We start from the raw sequence: 20,885 nt of genomic DNA, 5'->3' as shown, positions 1-20,885 counted from the left end.
TTAAATATCCCCTCGATAAACAGCATTGTGAATTGTTGAACACACCGTTCAGCAGTAAAAGCATTTGCATCCGTCGCTCAGCTGGATAGAGTACTCGGCTACGAACCGAGCGGTCATAGGCTCGAATCTTTTCAGATGTACCATAATCAGAAGCCCCTCAAAAGAGAAATTTTTTTAGCCCTATTATTGGCTTTATTGTTTATTTAATACTGTTTCAATGATTCGCTTTATATAAACCACACATCTAAACAGCGACAATTTCCTCCATTTACGCTAAAGTAAGCACCTTACTAAAATAAAATGACATCACTGGCGGGAGGTCGATTTGATCCCGGACGTATCTAAAGCGCTCTCATGGTTAGAGGCGCACCCAGAAGCACTAAATGGTATTCAACGTGGTATTGAACGTGAAACATTACGTGTTACTCCGGAAGGTTCTATTGCTGAAACTTTGCATCCGGAAGAGTTGGGGAAAGCATTAACACATAAATGGATCACGACAGATTTTGCTGAGTCTTTACTTGAATTCATCACACCTGTTGATAAAAGTATTGGGCATAGTTTGGCTTTTCTTAGGGATTTACATCGCTATACGGCGCGTCAGATGCATAATGAAAGGATGTGGCCGTTAAGCATGCCTTGTTTTATCGAAAACGAGGATAAAATCACGCTGGCACAATATGGCTCATCTAATGTTGGCCGCTTCAAGAATTTATATCGCGAAGGGCTGAAAAACCGTTATGGTGCATTAATGCAGACCATTGCTGGCGTTCATTACAACTTCTCCTTGCCAATAGAGTTTTGGCAAGCGTGGGCGGGTGTTAAAGACGCTGAAAGTGGCAAAGCACAAATCTCGGATGGCTATCTACGTCTGATCAGGAACTATTATCGCTTTGGTTGGGTTATTCCTTATTTATTTGGCGCTTCCCCTGCAATTTGCGGGTCGTTCCTCAAAGATAGGGATACCAAACTCACATTTGAAAAGACCGCTGGTGGTACTTATTACTTGCCATATGCGACGTCACTGAGAATGAGTGATTTGGGCTATACAAATAAATCTCAGAGCGATTTAAACATTACATTTAATGACTTAGATAGTTATGTCGCGGGCTTGAAAAAAGCCATTTACAAACCATCTGAGGAGTTTGCTGCACTAGGTGTTAAAAAAGAGGGCAAATACATTCAATTGAACACTAATGTGTTGCAAATTGAAAACGAATTGTATGCCCCTATACGCCCTAAACGTGTGCCTAAAGGTGATGAATCGCCGTCAGATGCGTTGCTACGCGGTGGCATCGAATATATTGAGGTAAGAGCGTTAGATATTAACCCATTCAGTGCGATTGGTGTTGATGAAACACAAACTCGTTTCCTCGACCTGTTTTTAATTTGGTGTGTGTTAGCTGATGCACCTGAAATGAACGCTCAGGAATTGGATTGTAGTCGTAAAAACTGGAACCGAGTGATCCTCGAAGGGCGTAAGCCTGGGCAAGTCATCGGTATTGGTTGTGGCAGTGAAATGAAGCCACTCGTCGAAGTTGGGCAGCAGTTATTTAACGATCTGATCCGTGTAGCTGAAGTCCTTGATACTTGCTGTGATGCTAAGTATCGTGATGTTTGTCACCAATTTGTTGCGATGTTTGAAGATCCAACACTGACATATTCTGCTTTAGTGATGGATAAAATGATTGAGCAAGGCATTGGTGGCTATGGCTTAGCATTGGCAGAAAAATATTATCAACAATTGGTGAGTGAACCTTACGAGGTGATCACTGAGGCACAGTTTGAAGAAGCTCGATTAGCTTCCATTGAAAAACAAGCTATGCTAGAGAAAGAGCAAACCGAAAGCTTTGAAGAGTATCTGCACAAGCATGCAGGGCGTTAAAAAGAAAATGGCCACGTTAAGTGGCCAAATATAAAATCTCTTAGAGAATTAGGGATGATAACAAATTTGCGCGTCTTTCATTTATTAAGACTCGGCGATTCCAAAATAGTTTCATTTATTTTTGAAAATAAAAATAATTTTTTCAGGAGGTCAAGAAATGCCGTTATTAGACAGTTTTACTGTAGATCATACGCGTATGGCTGCACCTGCCGTCCGTGTGGCGAAAACCATGCAAACTCCAAGTGGAGATACGATTACAGTTTTCGACCTGCGTTTCACGGTTCCTAACAAAGAGGCAATGTCAGAGAAAGGTACTCATACACTAGAACACCTATTTGCAGGTTTTATGCGTGATCACCTCAACGGTGATGGTGTTGAGATCATTGATATCTCGCCAATGGGATGCCGTACAGGCTTTTATATGAGCTTGATTGGAGAGCCTGATGAACAACGCGTAGCGAATGCATGGAAAAGTGCAATGCAGGATGTACTGAAAGTCCAAGATCAAGCGAAGATCCCTGAACTGAATATTTACCAGTGTGGCACTTATAAAATGCATTCACTGGAAGAAGCTCAACAAATTGCACGCAATGTCTTAGCGTCAGAAATCCGTGTTAACAAAAATGATGAGCTAGCTTTACCAGCTGAGAAGTTGACAGAACTACACGTTTAGATAAATAGCTTCTGGATAAACTGCACCTGATATTCGATACAGGTGCAGTTTTTATTTGTGCTTACTAAGAGGAAGATACCGCCGACTTTGTGTTTAAAGGCGTAATTTTTACCTGTTTGATAATATTGTCACTGATTTCTAATACTTCAACTAAGTAGTGTGAAATAACAATTTTCTCTTGTAATTCAGGTATATCCCCAATAGCTTCCAACACCATACCATTCACAGTTCTTGGGCCATCGATAGGCAGGTGCCAATCAAGGGCTTTGTTAAGGTCTCGAATATTCGCTGTACCATCAACGAGTACACTTCCGTCGCTTTGAGGTAGAACTTCTTCAGCCAATGATGGTGACATGGAGGTTGTAAAGTCACCGACGATCTCTTCTAAGATGTCTTCAACAGTAATCAGACCTTGGATCTCACCATACTCATCGACAATGATGCCTATTTTCTCTTTGTTATGCTGAAAATTAATTAGCTGAGTACTTAACAGCGTACTATTTGGAATAAAATAGATATTATCGGCGGCTTTGATCAGATTTTGTTTATTGAACTCGCGTTTTTCCATCATCATGCGATAGGCTTCGCGTACTCGTAAGATCCCAATCGCATCATCCAGTGAATCACGATACAGTACAATACGCCCATGAGGTGAGTGAGTTAATTGGCGTACAATGGATTTCCAATCATCATTAACATCAATGCCTACTATCTCATTTCTTGGCAGCATAATGTCGCCGACAGTCACTTTTTCAAGATCTAAGATAGATAGCAACATGTCTTGATTACGTCGACTGAGCTTTGCTTTCGACTCATTAACGATAGTTCTTAACTCATCTTTACTTACAGCATCGCTACGTATAACAGGGGGTTTTATTCCACAAATGTACATAAACATCAGTGTAATTTTATTGAACGCCCAAACGACAGGCAGCATAATTTTTTGTAGAGGTTTTAAAATATAGCTACTTGGAAAAGCGACTTTTTCTGGGTATAGCGCCGCGATCGTTTTAGGTAAAACTTCAGCGAAGACTAAGATGATGAAGGTTAAAATACCTGTTGCAATTGCCACCCCTGCGTTACCGTATAAACGCATCCCCACAATAGTCGCGAGTGACGAAGCTACGATATTAATCAGGTTATTACCAATTAGGATCAAACTAATCAGTTTATCAGGGTGTCTGAGTAATTTTTCAACTCGTTTTGCAGAACGGTTGCCTTGTTTGGCGAGGTGCTTTAAGCGGTAACGGTTCAGCGTCATCATACCTGTTTCTGAGGCTGAAAAGTATGCTGACATAATAATTAAAACGATTAATATGATGATGAGCGTACCAGTAGATACGTGATCCAAAACTAGGTTCCTTATGCAGTATAGATAAGATTATTTTATCCATCTTATGGATAAGATACCATAATTTGTTGCATCAGCCGGTTGCCGAAAAAAGCCATTGTTAGGATAAAGGCGCCTGCTACATGGAAAAATAGGACTCTTTTTCCGCGCCAACCTCCATGAAAATGACCCCATAATAAAATGATATAGACGAACCAAGCGACAACTGATAACACAGACTTATGAATATTCTCTTTATCAAAGATATTATCCATATAAATAAAGCCCGTACATAAAGTTAAGGTTAGCAGAATGACACCAACTTGGGTGATATGAAACATTTTACGCTCAATGACCATCATTGGTGGCATATCAGCTCTGAATTTGAACGTTTTATTTTTAAGTTGATAGTCAATAAGCGCGACTTGGAATGCATACAAAGCGGCAATTAAAAGGGTTGCATAGCTAAGCAAAGCCAAGCCAATGTGAATAAATAGCGGGACGCTGCCTTCTAGATGGGTGATAAATTCACCTGGCATCACGGCTGAGAGGATTAAATTAATAATGGCAAAACTATAGACAATAGGTGTCAAATACCACGCTTTGCCTTTGTAGGCGACCACCGTCATGATGATGCACATTAATAGGCTAACTGCGGAACCTAAATTCAGCAATGTGAGGTTTTGTCCTTCTGCTCCACGAAAAATAAGCAACTTTAGCGTGATTGCATGGGTAATCAGTGCAACAACAGCTAATAAGAGGGCTAACCGGCGATAGACAGGTTGTTTACGAACCTGGCCGGGAACGATCAGCGATATGCTGAACAGATATGTACAAACTGCTATGACTGCAAATACGGGCATAGTATAGTGTCGTTATTCATTTTTAGTGGATAATGTTGGCTAGTATAACGCGTGCAACTGTAGGCTCCAACCATTAGCACTGTTAATAAGCCTCTTCTTAATCGCTAATCGCATTTAAGAGTCCTTTTTACAGGCCATGTTCATTTAAAAATGAGGATAATTTGGGTATCTGGCCTGTAAAAACAACCTCCAACAGGGTGCAGCGAATATACGTCAGGTATGATACACTGTGACGAAAATTTTCGGCGTTGGTTTCAGTTGTGGCTGTCAGTGGTTATTTTGCTTTGAAAAGACCGATAAGCAAATTTGCCGAAATGAGCCACTCAATACTTGTATTTTGCAGTATTCATAACCAAATCTAGCTTTGACAGTAGGCCCATAAACAGAATTGAGCTAAGACATATGTTTGATAATTTAACTGACAGACTATCGCGCACTTTGCGCAACATCAGCGGGCGTGGTCGTCTGACTGACGATAATATTAAAGATACATTGCGTGAAGTTCGCATGGCTCTGCTGGAAGCAGACGTTGCGCTCCCCGTTGTCCGTGAATTTATTCAAAAGGTAAAAGAGAGTGCTGTTGGCCAAGATGTCAATAAAAGCTTAACGCCAGGCCAAGAGTTCATCAAAATTGTTCAAAATGAGCTTACTCGAGCGATGGGGGAAGAGAACCATCAGCTCAACCTTTCTGCACAACCACCTGCTGTGGTGTTGATGGCAGGTTTGCAAGGTGCGGGTAAAACAACCAGCGTTGCAAAACTAGGTAAGCTATTAAAAGAAAAACAAAAGAAAAAAGTTTTAGTGGTCTCTGCTGACGTGTATCGTCCAGCGGCGATCAAGCAGTTAGAAACATTGGCTGAAACAGTTGGAATTGATTTCTTCCCTTCCGATGTTAAAGAGAAGCCTGCGGCGATTGTGCAAAAAGCTTTAAAACATGCTCAATTGCAATTCTATGATGTATTACTTGTGGATACAGCTGGGCGCTTGCACGTTGATGAGGCGATGATGGAGGAAATCCAAGAAGTCCATCGCATTATCAAGCCTGTAGAAACCCTATTTGTTGTCGATGCGATGACGGGGCAGGATGCGGCAAATACAGCAAAAGCGTTTAACGAAGCACTGCCTCTTACTGGGGTTGTTCTGACCAAAGTTGACGGTGATGCTCGTGGCGGTGCGGCTCTCTCTATTCGTGCTATCACCGGTAAGCCAATTAAGTTCTTAGGGGTTGGTGAAAAAACCGATGCGTTGGAGCCTTTCCATCCTGAGCGTGTGGCTTCCCGTATTTTAGGCATGGGTGACGTGTTATCTCTGATCGAAGAGATTGAACATAAAGTTGACCGTGACCAAGCTGAAAAATTAGCTAAGAAACTGAAAACGGGTGACGGTTTTGATTTAAACGACTTTTTAAGTCAATTAAAGCAGATGCGTAATATGGGTGGCATGGCGAGTATGATGAGTAAAATACCCGGTATGTCTCAAGTGCCTGATGCGGTGAAGTCACAAATGGATGATAAAATTACTATCCGTATGGAAGCTATCATCAACTCAATGACACGCAAAGAGCGCGAAAAACCAGAAATTATCAAGGGCTCCCGTAAACGCCGTATTGCAGCGGGGTCGGGTACGACGGTTCAAGATGTCAACCGCCTTTTGAAACAATTTGATGATATGCAACGCATGATGAAGAAGATGAAAAAAGGCGGTCTTGCTAAAATGATGCGTGGTATGAAAGGAATGATGCCACCGGGTTTTCCGGGGCGTTAAGTAATGAAGCTAGAAAGAATATGCACTTTTGATTGATTTTTGCGTCAAAGTGAGTAAAATTTTCGGGCTTTTTATATGACAACCGGACTCTATCCCTCGATGGAGTCTGGTTGTTTTATTAACTAATGAGGATGTTATGGTAACAATTCGTTTATCTCGTGGCGGCGCAAAAAAGCGTCCGTTCTACCAAATCGTTGTAACCGATAGCCGCAATGCGCGTGACGGTCGTTTCATCGAGCGTATCGGTTTCTTCAACCCAATCGCTTCAGGTCAAGCAGAAGAACTGCGTTTAGACTTGGATCGTGTTGAGCACTGGGTTGGTCTGGGCGCAACTATTTCTGACCGTGTTGCACAACTGGTCAAACAAGCTAAAAAAGCAGCTTAATCTGTCACGGTGGTAACTATGAGCAAGCAAGCAAATCTAGCGACTCCTACTAACCCAATTGTGTTGGGTAAATTAGGCGCTGCGTATGGAATTCGTGGTTGGCTCAAAGTTTTTTCGTCCACCGAACATGCTGAAAGTATTTTTGATTATCAGCCTTGGTTTATTCAACGTTCTGGTCAGTGGCAACACATCGAACTGGAAGATTGGAAACACCATAACAAAGATATCATTCTGAAACTCAAAGGGGTTGATGACCGCGATGCAGCAACGCTGTTAACTAATTTTGAGATTGTTGTGGATTCAGCACAACTTCCTGAGTTAGATAATAACGAATACTACTGGAAAGACCTTATGGGCTGCCAAGTGGTGACGTTGCAAGGGTATAACCTAGGTACCATCACCGATATGATGGAAACCGGGTCTAATGATGTCATTGTGATTAAGGCAAATCTAAAAGATGCGTTTGGCATCAAGGAGCGGCTGGTTCCGTTTCTTGATGGGCAGGTTATCAAGAAAGTCGATCTCAAATCTAAACTGATTGAAGTTGATTGGGATCCTGGTTTTTAAATCTCCGGTTGAACGGTTTTTATGAGTGGGACTAAATAATGTGGATTGGTGTAATTAGCCTGTTTCCCGAAATGTTCCGCGCAATAACCGAGTACGGGGTAACTGGTCGGGCAGTGAAAAATGGCCTGCTGTCTGTTGAGTGTTGGAACCCGCGAGATTTTACTCACGATAAACACAAAACAGTCGATGATCGCCCCTATGGCGGTGGTCCGGGCATGCTGATGATGGTGCAGCCATTAAGGGATGCTATCAATACAGCAAGAACTGAGGCAGGTGAGGGTGCGAAAGTCATCTATTTATCACCTCAGGGGCGCAAACTTAGTCAAGCTGGGGTTTGCGAATTGGCAACGAATGAGAAACTTATTCTTGTTTGTGGTCGATATGAAGGCATTGATGAACGGATCATACAAACCGAAGTTGATGAAGAATGGTCAATCGGTGATTACGTTCTAAGTGGTGGGGAGCTCCCCGCGATGGTGTTGATAGACTCAGTTTCTCGGTTCATTCCGGGGGTACTTGGTCATGAGGCGTCTGCTCAGGAAGACTCTTTTGCAGACGGCTTGTTGGATTGTCCTCACTATACCCGCCCTGAAGTTTTAGACGGCATGCACGTTCCTGATGTTTTATTGTCAGGGAATCATGCAAAGATAGATAGCTGGCGCATGAAGCAATCACTTGGCCGTACCTGGCTGAGAAGACCTGAGCTTCTGGAAAGCCTAGCTCTGACTGACGAGCAAAGGATGTTGCTGAACGAATTCCAAAATGAATATCGTTCTGAGCAACAAGTGAATCCAGACAATTAAATTAATTGTCTAACATATATCAGTTTACCTAGGGTAAGAGAATTATTATGAGCAACATTATTAAACAACTTGAACAAGAGCAGATGAAGCAGGACGTACCTTCATTCCGTCAGGGTGATACTGTGGAAGTTAAGGTATGGGTCGTAGAAGGCTCTAAGAAACGTCTGCAGGCATTTGAGGGCGTGGTTATTGCTATTCGTAATCGCGGTCTGCACTCTGCATTCACTGTTCGTAAAATTTCTAACGGCGAAGGTGTTGAGCGTGTATTCCAAACTCACTCTCCTGTCGTAGATAGCATCGCTGTTAAACGTCGTGGTGCCGTACGTAGAGCTAAACTGTACTACCTGCGTGAGCGTTCTGGTAAGGCTGCTCGTATCAAAGAGCGTCTGAACGCCAAGTAATACGCTTTCGCTACATCCGAAAGTTACGATAAGGCCCGCTTATGCGGGCCTTTCTATTTGTTACCTTATTGATTTAGATAAGTTCACTGTTAATCATTTTCTGAAGTTAGATCTTTCTCTGTCACTTATTTCCCTTCTTATCGACCTAATCGTTAATATATTATCCTCTTAAGTTAAATTACGTGCTTTACCTGTTTTTGTAAACATAACTTTACTAAAAGAGTGGTTTTGTATAATAAATAAGCGATATTCAATAGTTTGTTTTATTAAAATCTATTATTTATCAATATGTTGTGTTTGTGTAATTTTTTATTTACGTATATGGAAATATTTTACATTAATGGATTGTATTCTTTACGTCACATGGTATGTTAATAACCAAGCACTCAAACACAATATATAAACAATAAGTTAAGCAGGTAATAAAAATGATCATGCAAAAAGATGTACTCAATAATGTGAATATTCGTGATGAACAGGTACTGATTACACCTGAAGCACTGAAACAGAAGTTTCCACTGAGTCACAACAATCTGCATGCCATCGCGGCTTCGCGTCAAACAATTGCTGATATTATCCATCAGCGTGACCCGCGCTTACTCGTGGTATGTGGTCCTTGTTCTATTCATGATGTCGATGCGGCGATTGAATACGGGCAACGTTTACAGAAGCTTGCTGCTGAACTGAGTGATAGTTTATATATTGTGATGCGTGTCTATTTTGAAAAACCTCGTACAACAGTGGGTTGGAAAGGATTAATAAGCGACCCTCTTATGGATGGTTCGTTTGATATGGAAAAAGGCCTACATATTGCGCGTGATCTTTTGACCAACCTTGTCAATATGGGGCTGCCATTAGCCACTGAAGCGTTAGATCCTAATAACCCACAATACTTAGGTGACCTTTTTAGCTGGTCTGCAATTGGTGCAAGAACCACAGAATCGCAAACACACCGTGAAATGGCATCAGGGCTATCGATGCCTGTAGGGTTCAAAAATGGTACGGATGGCAGCTTGTCTACAGCCATCAATGCGATGAAAGCCGCTTCTATGCCACACCGTTTTATGGGGATTAATCAGTCAGGGCAAGTGAGCTTATTGCATACCAACGGTAATGAAAATGGGCACATTATTTTACGCGGTGGTAAAACGCCAAATTACAGCCCTGAAGATATCGCGGCTTGTGAAATTGAAATGAGAAAGGCAGGGCTAGAACCTTCATTGATGGTCGATTGTAGTCACGGTAACTCTAATAAAGATTTCCGTCGTCAGCCACTCGTTGTTGATTCAATTATTGAACAAATTTCTAATGGGAATCAATCAATAACCGGTATTATGTTGGAAAGCCATTTACATGAAGGCAATCAAAGTTCTGAGCAACCGCGTAGTGAGATGAAATATGGTGTATCAGTGACGGATGCCTGCATTAACTGGGAAACAACGGAAACGGTATTGCGTAAGCTACATCAAGCATTGTTACCTGTGCTTGAAGGGCGCGCAGAAAAATTTGAAATTGCGAGCTGATACAAGGTATAGGTATGTCTGTAGAATTATCTCATCTTAGAGAACAAATTGATGAGGTTGATAAATCGTTATTAGATTTGTTGGCTAAGCGCTTACAACTTGTGGCTGAAGTTGGTGAAGTCAAAAGCCAACATGGTTTACCTATTTATGTACCTGAGCGGGAGGCGAGTATGTTGGCCGCCCGCCGTCAGGAAGCCGAACGCATGGGGATCCCCCCAGACCTAATAGAAGATATTCTTCGGCGCATTATGCGTGAATCCTATGCCCGTGAAAATGATAAAGGGTTTAAAACATTAAAGCCTGATGCGGGTCCAATAGTGATTGTTGGTGGTGATGGTAAAATGGGGCGGTTATTTAATCGCTTACTAACGTTATCAGGTTACCAAGTTAAAATTTTAGGTGAACATGATTGGGCACAAGCAGAATCAATTGTTAAAGGGGCTAGCGTCGTTATTATTAGTGTTCCGATACATTTGACGGTGCGCGTGATCAAGCAATTACCGAAATTGAACCAAGAAACCGTATTGATCGATATTGCGTCAATAAAACATCAACCTTTGGAAGCAATGCTGGCTGTTCATGAGGGGCCAGTGCTTGGCTTACACCCTATGTTTGGTCCTGATGTTGGTAGCGTTGCGAAACAAGTGTTTGCTTTTTGTGATGGTAGAGGGGCTGAGTCATATCAATGGTTCCTTGAGCAATTACAAGTTTGGGGAGCTCGCTTGAAAAAGATCACTGCGAGTGAGCATGATCGTAATATGAGTTTTATTCAAGCATTGCGCCACTTTACTACTTTCACCTATGGGCAAAACTTAGCGAAAGAACATGTTGATTTGCAGCAATTGCTCGATCTTTCATCGCCAATATACCGGTTGGAACTTGCAATGGTTGGGCGCTTATTTGCTCAAGACCCACAGTTGTATGCTGATATCATCATGTCGTCAGATGAAAATATTGAATTAATTCGCCGTTACTATCAGTTATTAGGGCAATCGATTGAGACGCTCGAACGTAAAGATAAGGCTGAATTTATACGACAATTTAATGAAGTTAGTGATTGGTTTGGTGAGGATGCACATCACTTTATGAAAGAAAGCCAATCCTTGTTGCAAAGAGCAAACGACAATCGTAAGTAATGTATAAAATAGCTTCTAATTTAATTTTAGGAGCTATTTTTTTATTACCAAAATCAAAATATTCCCTCTTCAAGCTCGTACGCTTTCTGCTTTACTATCTATAATTTGTTTTAGTTATTGCCATTTTTAATGATGTAAAATATTCCATTCTTAGAGTCGCTCAGCGATTTATTCTGATTTTGTCTGTTAATATCTATTTATAAAATGAATATTTATAAATTAAACAATTTAACTAATAAAGTTAGTCGATAATCTACCGATATTAACTGTCATAAAATGACGACCAGTTCGGTGAGGAATCTATGTCTCTGAAAGATATAAAAATTGGTGTAAAACTTTTTATTGCGTTTGCGTTCTTTATTTTTCTTCTGCTCTTAAGCTCGGCGCTGTCCTTAATTAGCTTAAACAAGGCAAATAATGGTATTCAAGACATTATCTATAAAGATTATCCAATGACTGTTAATGCTAATCAGCTAATGGATAATTTTTATTCTTATATAGGGATACAGGAACTCATTTTATTGGATGATAGAGATAGTGAAAGACGCAGAAATGAACTAAAGAAAATCAGCTCGAATGTTGTTCGACTACTCAAAGAGCTTGATGAAAATGCCAAGGATCCACAGTCTATTGCTGTTCTTGCGGAGATCTATGATGTTCGTGAACGATTCCTTCAGTCACAAGCTAGGTTGAGTGAATTTCTCAATAACAATAATCGAAGCGCTGCTATCGATGAAATGATGAACAAAACATCGGCAATACAGCGTGAATACCGCGAGAAAGTACAACAATTTATTGAAGTGCAAAATCACAGAATGCAAGCCGCGGGCGTTATTGTCGATGGTGATTACCATTTTAATAAATATTTATTAATAACCCTCGCGATTATCAGCATTGTTATAGCTTGTATTATGGGATGGTTTATTACCCTGTCGATTACACGGCCTCTGGGAGCCGCCGTTGGCTTTGCTCAAGCGATTGCGGAAGGGGATTTAACACAACATGTTGAAATAAAAAATCAAGATGAAACTGGGGTGCTATTGCGAGCGCTAGTCGAAATGAAAAAGCGTTTATTAGAAATTGTACAAGAAGTACAAAATGGCTCTGAAAGTATTTCAGCCGCTGCGGGGCAAATTGTTGCAGGAAATCAACATCTAGCGGCAAGAACCGAAGAGCAAGCAACCTCTGTGGAAGAGACTGCGAGTTCTATGGAACAAATCACATCGACAGTACAAAATACGGCAGAGCATACTCACCAAGCGACACAATTGGCCGCAGACACTGCGGTTGTTGTAGCCAATAATGGCCGCATGATGAATGAGGTAACCAACAAAATACGTGCTATTCATTCATCTTCTAACCAAATGACAGAAATTATTAATCTAATTGATTCTATTGCATTCCAAACGAATATTCTTGCATTGAATGCATCTGTTGAAGCCGCACGGGCAGGGGAACATGGTCGTGGTTTTGCAGTGGTTGCAGGTGAAGTTAGGTTACTTGCCCAAAAAAGTGCTAACTCGGCAAATGATATTCGTCTGTTAATTGAAAATTCGTTAACACGAACTAAAGAAGGTATGGAATTAGTTGAACATGTAGAGCAGCAAATTGATGGAATGATCAAAAATGTTGAAGAGATGGATCAACGGCTTCAGGAGATAGGTCAAGCTAGCCACGAGCAGAGCGCTGGAATATTACAAATAAACAGTGCAGTTGGACAACTTGATGTGACGACACAACAAAATGCAAGTTTAGTCGAGGAGTCAGTCGCGGCGGCAGCGTCATTGAATGAGCAAGCATTGCATTTAAAACAGCTGGTTAATTATTTTCAGGTAAGTGCGACTCACGAAAATAGGTCAGTGTAATAAGTAAATAGTGTGTGTCAGAAGCCAGTCATGTGAATGACTGGCTTACTATTAACGTATCAGCATAGATAAAATAGATTAAGGCGTAATTTTTTCTGGTTCAACGGGGACAATATTTTCAGAAGGATAGCAGCCTAACACCTTAACAGAACGGGTTATTGCAATCAGCTCTTTTAGTGCCTGCTGCATATTTTCAGAACGTAAATTGGCATGCACATCAACATAGAACATCTCTTCCCAAGGCTTACCATTAATAGGGCGTGATTCCAGTTTACTCATGATGATCTTATTATTTTTTAAGATGATTAGAGCATCAACAAGAGCACCGGCCTGTTGACCAGTTGTAATGAGTAATGTGGTTTTTGCAGGAACTTGCTCAGTGACCTCAATCGCTTGCTGAGCAACAACGATAAAGCGTGTCATGTTAATTTGTTGGTTGGCAAGATTATGTTCTAGCACTTGCAAGCCATATAGCGCGCCGCCTGCTTCACTTCCTAGTGCCGCAACATTTGGCGAGTTTTGTTGAGCAACATTCTGCATTGCGGTTGATGTGCTATCACAATATTCAATTTTCCAATGCGGGAATTGGGCTAAATATTGGCTACATTGTTGGAATGGTTGTGGATGGCTGTAAACCGTCTCTATTTTGCTAAGATCAGCCCCTGCGGTTGTGAGCAAGCAATGGTTTATTGGTAGTCGAATTTCACCTACGATTGAAAGGGTGGTGTTCTGTAATAGGTCATAAACATCGTTAATGGCGCCTGAGCTGGTATTTTCAATAGGTAGGATACCATAGTCGGCTTGACCACTTTCAACGAGTGAGAAGATATCTTGGAATTTATGGCAGCTACATTCAACTAATTGGTCAAAATGTCGGGCAGAGTATTGGCGAGCAGCAATATGTGAATAGGAGCCTTTAGGGCCTAGGAAGGCAAAACGCGCGGAGTCATTTGGTGTTAAGTTTAAATGTTGCTGTAAGATGGCTTGTTGAGTAAGAACGGAATCTTCAATGATCATTTGAAACAGTCGTGTGACATAAAAACCATCTAACCCTAATGGCTTGGCTTTATTGATCAAAACATCCAGTAATTGGCGTTCACGCTCTTTGTCTCGAATTGGACGGTTATCTTCTAATTTTGTTTGAGCTACTTCAACGGCATACCCGCGTCTCTTAGCCAGTAGGCCGAGAAGTTCACTGTCTAATTGGCTGATTTTTTCACGTATCTTCAGTAAATTAGTACTGTTGTCCATCCTACCTTCCCCATAAAATATCAGTAAATAAAAAAAGCCCCCTAGCAGGGGGCTTTCAAATCTTGTCATCTTTTCTTTCTCGAACGACAAAAGCCCCTTAGTAGGAGTGGCTAAAGAAAGAAAAGAAAACAAAATTCATGTGCATCATTATTTACCTATTATTGACCATTTCTTAAATAGACCCGATACACGGGCAGATGTCAACAAAAAAGATATTGGGGAAATTAAAAACGCGCCCAAGATAGGCGCGTTGATAAGGTTTCAAGATAAGTTTGTAGACAATATAAAATTATAACGTAACAAGGTTAGCTTCTTTTACACTATTACTGGCTCTTCTTGATTCTCCTTTATGTTGCACTTTGTTCAGTTGTCTTTCGAGTTTATTAATTAATTCATTGATGGCGACATACATATCTTCATGTTTGGCGCTTGCAACGAGTTTTCCTGTAGCAGTTTTGATGTTGGCATCAACCATAAAACCTTGTGGTTCTTTTGATAATACAACGTGAGTATTAATCAAAGCGACTTGCCATTTGTCGAGTTTAGTCAGACGGCTCTCAATGTGATCTCGGATAGCAGGGGTAATATCCATTTGTTTGCTAGTTATGTTCACTATCATATAGTTACCTCTCATTGTTTCCGTCTTTGATGTATTCAGAATACTGACTATTTATCTAAAAAAATTGATATAGATCACGCTTAATGAACAGGATAATCCTTCGCGAACCGAACTGTGATTCAGGATAAAAAAGAGAGGGAAAGAGATTGCCAAGTTGAGTTTCTTGAGCGAAACTGAAAAAGTTGACTATCAATACGGTAAATAGTCGGTACTTTATTTGGGCTAAAATTCAGATAAAGAGTAAACAATAAAATAGTGGCCTAAAAAAGATTATTTATCGTCAATTAAAGTTGCCTTCCGATTTTGTCTTTGATTATTTTATATGCTCAGTTTCACTTTTATGTGATAAACAAAAACAGCAGCCTAAGCTGCCGTTTTCAATGTTGATTTTTCTGTTAATTTGGATTGGCTGCAATAAGGTTAGCAACTTTATTTGCTTCTTCATCTAACCCCATCTGCTTATAAGCTATTTCCATGTATTTTAATGCATTACGGGTAGCTTCAGTATCTGGGTAGTCCCTTAGCATTTGTTGTACTCGATTGACAACCGCGACATAAGCGCCACGTTTGTTGTAGTATTCAACAACAGAGAGGTCAAACCTTGCTAAACGATCTTTTAAATAAACAAGACGCTTACTGGCGTCATTAGCATAGAGGCTGTTAGGATAGTAACGCACTAATTGGCTGAAGTCTTTGAATGCGACGCGTGCATGTTGTGGGTCTCTATCTGAACGGTCTACGCCGAAGAAACCTTGTAACAAGCTGTCATCAAGAGCCATTGCCGTTAGCCCACGCATATAAAGGACATAGTCGATATTTGGATGAGTTGGGTTTAAACGCATAAAACGGTCAATCGCAGCTATCGCCATTGGTAGCTCGGCTGATTTATAATAAGCATAAATCAGGTCTAATTGTACCTGTTGGGCGTAAGGGCCAAATGGATAGCGGTTATCTAACGCTTCTAATTGCTTGATGGCCGCTTTATAGTTGCCGTCCTGCAACTTTTGCTGGCCAATACTGTACATTTCAGCCGGAGTACTATCAGGGCTGACTTCATTATTGCTGGAGCATCCGGTGAGTACCAGGCTCAACGTGGCAGCAGCCACCAGATATTTGATACGTATCATCACGTGTTGGTTATCCTCTGAGTGTTTCGAGGGAGACTATCCGTAAGGCTCCCGGCAAAATTCGAGTTACAATAACATACATTTTAAATAAAACGGCATCGCCGTCAAAATACAAACACTAAAAAAGTAGATTAATTTATGGCTCAACAAGTACAACTTAATGCAACTGTTGCTGAATCACAGCTCGGTCAACGTTTAGATCAGGCTTTAGCGGAATTGTTCCCTGATTATTCACGTTCACGTATAAAAGAGTGGATTTTAGACGATAGAGTGCAGGTTAATGGAAAAGTTATCAATAAGCCAAAGGAAAAAGTTTTAGGTGGCGAACAAATTTTAGTCGATGCACTGATTGAAGAGGACAATCGTTGGGAGCCGCAAGATATTCCTCTTGATGTTGTGTATGAAGATGAGGATATCCTCGTTATTAATAAGCCTCGTGGGCTAGTTGTTCACCCAGGTGCAGGGAACCCAGATGGCACTATATTGAATGCACTATTGCACCGCTATCCTGAAATTGTTGATGTACCACGAGCTGGTATTGTCCACCGTCTAGATAAAGACACGACGGGATTAATGGTGGTTGCGAAAACCGTACCCGCTCAAACACGCCTTGTAGAATCATTGCAATTACGCGAAATCACCCGTGAATATGAAGCAGTTGCTGTAGGGCGAATGACTGCGGGTGGTATGGTCGAAGAACCCATTTCAAGGCATCCGACAAAACGTACTCATATGGCTGTTCACCCAATGGGGAAACCTGCGATAACACATTATCGCGTGATGGAGCATTTTAGAGCTCATACTCGCTTGCGTTTACGTTTGGAAACGGGAAGGACACACCAAATTCGTGTGCACATGGCCCACATTAACCATCCTTTGATTGGTGATCCACTGTATGGCGGACGTCCTCGTCCATTAAAAGGGGCAAGTGAAGAGTTTTTTGAAGTCATGCGTAAATTTGATCGCCAAGCACTGCATGCAACGATGTTGCGACTGTATCATCCTATTTCAGGGATTCAAATGGAGTGGCATGCACCACTACCGGATGATATGGTTGAACTTATTGAAGCCTTAAAGGCAGACTATCAACTGCATAAAGACGATATGGATTGGTAATGAGCTCATTGATTTTTCCTGACTGGCCTAAGCCTAAGAATGTATCATGCTGTAGCACCACACGTATTGGTGGGGTCAGTTTGTCGCCATTTGATAGCCTCAATTTAGGGGGGCATGTAGGTGATGATCCCTCGGCTGTCAGTGAAAATCGTCATCTCTTACAGACCTTGGCTGGCTTGCCACAACAACCGTTGTGGCTTGAACAAGTCCATGGCACAAAAGTATTGTGCTTAACTGGTGCTGCCATTGACAACAAACAGGCGGATGCTGTCTATACTCAACAGGTAGGACAGGTGTGCGCTATCATGACCGCTGATTGTTTGCCTGTTCTTTTTTGTAGCAAAGATGGTCGTGAAGTCGCGGCGGCTCATGCGGGTTGGCGCGGGTTGTGTGATGGTGTGCTTGAAAATACGGTAGCACAATTTACTTGTGATAAAAAAGACATAATGGCTTGGTTAGGGCCTGCCATCGGGCCTGAAAAATTCGAGGTCGGTGCCGAGGTGAAAGCAGCATTCGTCAAACAATCGAGTGAACTCGCATCAGGGTTTACGGTTCACGGCGAAAAATATTTAGCAGATATCTATTTATTAGCACGCAAAAAGCTGCAAGCAGCAGGTGTTTCATCAATTTACGGCGGTACATTTTGTACCGTGAGTGATAAAAACAGATTTTACTCCTATCGTCGTGAGGGTAAAACGGGGCGCATGGCCTCATTGATATGGGTAAATAACTAGTGTTTAGTGATTTATTCTGAATTAACTGATATCGCTAAAATAATTTAATTATAAACTTGAATAAATAAAAATAGACCTCATTTATTCACCAGAAGCAATTTTAATCCCATTTTTAGTGGAGGTGTTATGCGTCTGGATCGTTTAACTAATAAATTCCAGCAAGCGCTCGCTGACGCCCAGTCATTAGCCCTTGGGCGCGAAAACCAATTTATAGAACCTATTCATTTATTAAGTGCACTGTTTAATCAAGAAGGTGGCTCTGTTCGTCCTTTGTTGACAACAATTGGTGTTAATGCAGGGCAATTGCAACAAAAAATTGAAGATGCACTCGCACGCTTACCGCAAGTGCAAGGGGTTGCCGGTGATGTGCAACCATCAAGTGATTTGATCCGCCATTTAAATTTATGTGATCAACTCGCTCAAAAAAATGGAGATGAATTTATCTCCTCCGAACTGTTTCTTCTCGCTGCTTTAGAAGCTAATACATCACTTGCAGACATGCTCAAAGCGGCCGGTGTGAATAAAGCAAATTTAAATAAGGCAATAGACGAGATGCGTGGTGGAGAAAAAGTGAATGACCAAGGTGCTGAAGACCAGCGCCAAGCGTTAAAGAAATTTACTGTTGACCTGACTGAGCGTGCTGAGCAAGGCAAATTGGACCCAGTCATTGGGCGTGATGAAGAGATTCGCCGTACAATTCAGGTTTTGCAGCGTCGTACTAAAAATAACCCTGTATTGATTGGTGAGCCAGGTGTCGGTAAAACCGCCATCGTCGAAGGGTTAGCGCAACGTATTGTTAATGGGGAAGTGCCAGAAGGGCTAAAAAATAAACGTGTCTTATCCCTTGATATGGGAGCATTAATTGCAGGGGCGAAGTTCCGAGGCGAATTTGAAGAACGTTTAAAAGGCGTACTAAACGACCTCGCAAAACAGGAAGGTAATGTGATCCTGTTTATCGATGAGTTGCATACGATGGTGGGTGCAGGTAAAGCCGACGGCGCAATGGATGCCGGTAACATGTTGAAACCCGCATTAGCGCGTGGTGAATTGCATTGCGTTGGTGCGACAACGTTGGATGAATATCGTCAATATATTGAAAAAGACCCTGCTTTAGAGCGCCGGTTCCAAAAAGTTTATGTGGCAGAGCCAAGCGTCGAAGATACGATCGCGATTTTACGTGGTCTGAAAGAGCGTTATGAGCTGCACCACCATGTGCAAATTACGGACCCTGCTATCGTAGCGGCGGCGACACTATCGCATCGCTACATTACAGATCGTATGTTGCCAGATAAAGCTATCGACTTAATTGACGAGGCTGGTGCAAGTTTACGTATGCAAATGGATTCTAAACCTGAATCCCTTGACCGTTTAGAGCGCCGTATTATTCAACTGAAATTAGAGCAACAAGCTCTGAAAAAAGAGTCTGATGATGCGAGTAAAAAACGTCTTGATATGCTCGAAGAAGAATTGGCGGAAAAAGAGCGTGAATATTCTTCATTAGAGGAAGAGTGGAAAGCAGAAAAAGCCTCGTTAACAGGCACTCAGCATATCAAAGCTGAGTTGGAAAATGCACGCTACGAAATGGAAAAAGCACGTCGTAGTGGTGATCTGGCTAAAATGTCAGAGCTGCAATATGGCCGTATTCCTGAGTTGGAAAAACAGCTAGAAGCAGCGACAAAAGCAGAAGGCAAAAATATGAAGCTTCTGCGAAATAAAGTCACTGATGTTGAGATCGCTGAAATTCTTGCTCGTTGGACTGGCATACCTGTTTCTCGTATGTTGGAAAGCGAAAGAGAAAAATTACTGCGTATGGAGCAGCAATTACATCAACGCGTAATTGGTCAAGATGAAGCGGTTGTTGCTGTTTCAAATGCAATCCGCCGTAGCCGCGCGGGTCTATCAGATCCTAATCGCCCAATTGGCTCATTTATGTTCCTAGGGCCAACAGGGGTCGGTAAGACTGAGTTATGTAAAGCACTGGCAAACTTTATGTTTGATAGTGATGATGCGATGGTGCGTATCGACATGTCAGAATTTATGGAGAAACATGCCGTTTCCCGCTTAGTGGGGGCTCCTCCAGGCTATGTTGGCTATGAAGAAGGGGGCTATCTAACAGAAGCTGTCCGTCGTCGCCCTTATTCAGTGATCTTATTGGATGAAGTTGAAAAAGCGCATCCAGATGTCTTTAACATTTTATTGCAAGTGTTGGACGATGGACGTTTAACAGATGGGCAAGGCCGTACTGTCGATTTCCGTAATACGGTGATTATCATGACGTCGAACCTAGGTTCTGATTTGATCCAAGAGCGTTTTGGTACAATAGGCTATTCAGAAATGAAAGATATGGTCATGGAAGTGGTTTCTCATAGTTTCAGACCTGAGTTTATTAACCGTATCGATGAAGTCGTTGTGTTCCATCCATTAGGTAAAGAGCACATTACTAATATCGCGAACATTCAGCTTGGTCGTCTATATAAACGCCTTGAAGAGCATGGTTATGAAGTGAGTGCAACACCCGCTGCGCTGGAGAAAATTGGAGAAGCAGGGTTTGACCCAATCTTTGGTGCTCGTCCATTGAAACGAGCAATCCAACAAGAGATTGAAAACCCACTGGCACAAGAAATATTGTCAGGCAAATTAATTCCAGGTAAACCAGTCGTTCTGGATGTTGAAAATGATGAGATAGTGGCTAAACAGTAAAACTCAACATTTCAATTAGTAAATAGAAAGGCGATCATCAGATCGCCTTTTTACTTTTGATAGGCATAAAAAGGCGATTTTGCTGTAAAAACCGGCGTAAAGTTTAAAAAGTAGTCGGTTGTCATTTTTTTTCAAAAAAACAC

The 20,885-nt window shown here is 41.6% G+C and carries 18 protein-coding genes and 1 other annotated feature; of the genes, 13 read left to right on the top strand and 5 right to left on the bottom strand.

What is annotated here, in order from left to right:
* Positions 1–325 precede the first annotated feature (325 nt).
* Entirely contained in the window at positions 326–1,885 is a 1,560-nt protein-coding gene (gene gshA / locus PR709_RS06955; protein ID WP_004924890.1) for a glutamate--cysteine ligase, read from the top strand.
* A 157-nt stretch (positions 1,886–2,042) separates the two neighbouring features.
* Positions 2,043–2,558 carry an S-ribosylhomocysteine lyase gene (gene luxS, locus PR709_RS06950; RefSeq protein ID WP_014656655.1) on the top strand — a complete coding sequence of 172 codons (516 nt, stop codon included), beginning with the start codon at positions 2,043–2,045 and terminating at the stop codon, positions 2,556–2,558.
* Positions 2,559–2,622: 64 nt separating this feature from the next.
* Here the strand turns inward: luxS and PR709_RS06945 are convergent, their stop codons facing one another.
* Complete coding sequence (locus tag PR709_RS06945) at positions 2,623–3,909, bottom strand: CNNM domain-containing protein (RefSeq protein ID WP_014656654.1); 1,287 nt, start codon at positions 3,907–3,909, stop codon at positions 2,623–2,625.
* 44 nt (positions 3,910–3,953) lie between these two features.
* The gene (locus tag PR709_RS06940; protein WP_004924889.1) at positions 3,954–4,751 is read right to left on the bottom strand and encodes a cytochrome C assembly family protein; all 798 of its coding nucleotides are present in this window, start codon (positions 4,749–4,751) and stop codon (positions 3,954–3,956) included.
* 402 nt (positions 4,752–5,153) lie between these two features.
* Between PR709_RS06940 and ffh the strand changes: the two genes are divergently transcribed.
* The 8 genes from ffh to PR709_RS06900 all read left to right on the top strand — a co-directional run bounded on the left by ffh (position 5,154) and on the right by PR709_RS06900 (position 13,195).
* On the top strand, positions 5,154–6,515 hold the full coding sequence (ffh, locus tag PR709_RS06935) for a signal recognition particle protein (protein WP_004924888.1): 1,362 nt from the start codon (positions 5,154–5,156) through the stop codon (positions 6,513–6,515).
* A 136-nt stretch (positions 6,516–6,651) separates the two neighbouring features.
* Entirely contained in the window at positions 6,652–6,900 is a 249-nt protein-coding gene (rpsP, locus tag PR709_RS06930) for a 30S ribosomal protein S16 (RefSeq protein ID WP_004924887.1), read from the top strand.
* Positions 6,901–6,918: 18 nt separating this feature from the next.
* Entirely contained in the window at positions 6,919–7,467 is a 549-nt protein-coding gene (gene rimM / locus PR709_RS06925) for a ribosome maturation factor RimM (RefSeq protein ID WP_004924886.1), read from the top strand.
* A 38-nt stretch (positions 7,468–7,505) separates the two neighbouring features.
* Complete coding sequence (gene trmD / locus PR709_RS06920) at positions 7,506–8,270, top strand: tRNA (guanosine(37)-N1)-methyltransferase TrmD (RefSeq protein WP_004924885.1); 765 nt, start codon at positions 7,506–7,508, stop codon at positions 8,268–8,270.
* A gap of 47 nt (positions 8,271–8,317) precedes the next feature.
* A complete protein-coding gene (rplS, locus tag PR709_RS06915) occupies positions 8,318–8,671 on the top strand; it encodes a 50S ribosomal protein L19 (RefSeq protein ID WP_004914006.1) in 354 nt (117 codons plus the stop codon).
* A 428-nt stretch (positions 8,672–9,099) separates the two neighbouring features.
* The gene (locus PR709_RS06910) at positions 9,100–10,194 is read left to right on the top strand and encodes a 3-deoxy-7-phosphoheptulonate synthase (RefSeq protein WP_004924894.1); all 1,095 of its coding nucleotides are present in this window, start codon (positions 9,100–9,102) and stop codon (positions 10,192–10,194) included.
* Positions 10,195–10,208: 14 nt separating this feature from the next.
* Positions 10,209–11,330 (top strand): bifunctional chorismate mutase/prephenate dehydrogenase, encoded by a 1,122-nt coding sequence (gene tyrA, locus PR709_RS06905; RefSeq protein ID WP_004924884.1) that lies wholly within the window; start codon positions 10,209–10,211, stop codon positions 11,328–11,330.
* Positions 11,331–11,632: 302 nt separating this feature from the next.
* Complete coding sequence (locus PR709_RS06900; protein ID WP_272526370.1) at positions 11,633–13,195, top strand: methyl-accepting chemotaxis protein; 1,563 nt, start codon at positions 11,633–11,635, stop codon at positions 13,193–13,195.
* Between the two features lie 78 nt (positions 13,196–13,273).
* On the opposite strand, the gene pheA is transcribed toward PR709_RS06900, so the two are convergent.
* The 3 genes from pheA to bamD all read right to left on the bottom strand — a co-directional run bounded on the left by pheA (position 13,274) and on the right by bamD (position 16,192).
* Positions 13,274–14,446 carry a bifunctional chorismate mutase/prephenate dehydratase gene (gene pheA, locus PR709_RS06895; protein ID WP_036941497.1) on the bottom strand — a complete coding sequence of 391 codons (1,173 nt, stop codon included), beginning with the start codon at positions 14,444–14,446 and terminating at the stop codon, positions 13,274–13,276.
* Between the two features lie 27 nt (positions 14,447–14,473).
* Positions 14,474–14,595, bottom strand: a sequence feature (Phe leader region).
* A gap of 140 nt (positions 14,596–14,735) precedes the next feature.
* Positions 14,736–15,065, bottom strand: coding sequence for a ribosome-associated translation inhibitor RaiA (gene raiA, locus PR709_RS06890; RefSeq protein ID WP_014656650.1), 330 nt, complete (start codon positions 15,063–15,065; stop codon positions 14,736–14,738).
* Positions 15,066–15,460: 395 nt separating this feature from the next.
* Positions 15,461–16,192: an outer membrane protein assembly factor BamD gene (gene bamD, locus PR709_RS06885; protein ID WP_004924881.1), complete on the bottom strand. Its 732-nt coding sequence runs from the start codon at positions 16,190–16,192 to the stop codon at positions 15,461–15,463.
* A gap of 138 nt (positions 16,193–16,330) precedes the next feature.
* Between bamD and rluD the strand changes: the two genes are divergently transcribed.
* From rluD to clpB, 3 genes are all read left to right on the top strand, one after another.
* Complete coding sequence (gene rluD, locus PR709_RS06880) at positions 16,331–17,308, top strand: 23S rRNA pseudouridine(1911/1915/1917) synthase RluD (RefSeq protein WP_004924880.1); 978 nt, start codon at positions 16,331–16,333, stop codon at positions 17,306–17,308.
* Positions 17,308–18,042: a purine nucleoside phosphorylase YfiH gene (gene yfiH / locus PR709_RS06875; protein ID WP_004924879.1), complete on the top strand. Its 735-nt coding sequence runs from the start codon at positions 17,308–17,310 to the stop codon at positions 18,040–18,042. The genes rluD and yfiH overlap by 1 nt, the downstream gene beginning before the upstream one ends.
* Before the next feature lie 126 nt (positions 18,043–18,168).
* The gene (gene clpB / locus PR709_RS06870) at positions 18,169–20,742 is read left to right on the top strand and encodes an ATP-dependent chaperone ClpB (RefSeq protein ID WP_004924878.1); all 2,574 of its coding nucleotides are present in this window, start codon (positions 18,169–18,171) and stop codon (positions 20,740–20,742) included.
* Positions 20,743–20,885 lie beyond the last annotated feature (143 nt).

The organism is Providencia sp. PROV267, assembly GCF_028477825.1.
GTDB lineage: Bacteria > Pseudomonadota > Gammaproteobacteria > Enterobacterales > Enterobacteriaceae > Providencia > Providencia stuartii.
The sequence above is the reverse complement of the archived record's forward strand: the minus strand, read 5'-3'. Positions and strand labels throughout refer to the sequence as shown.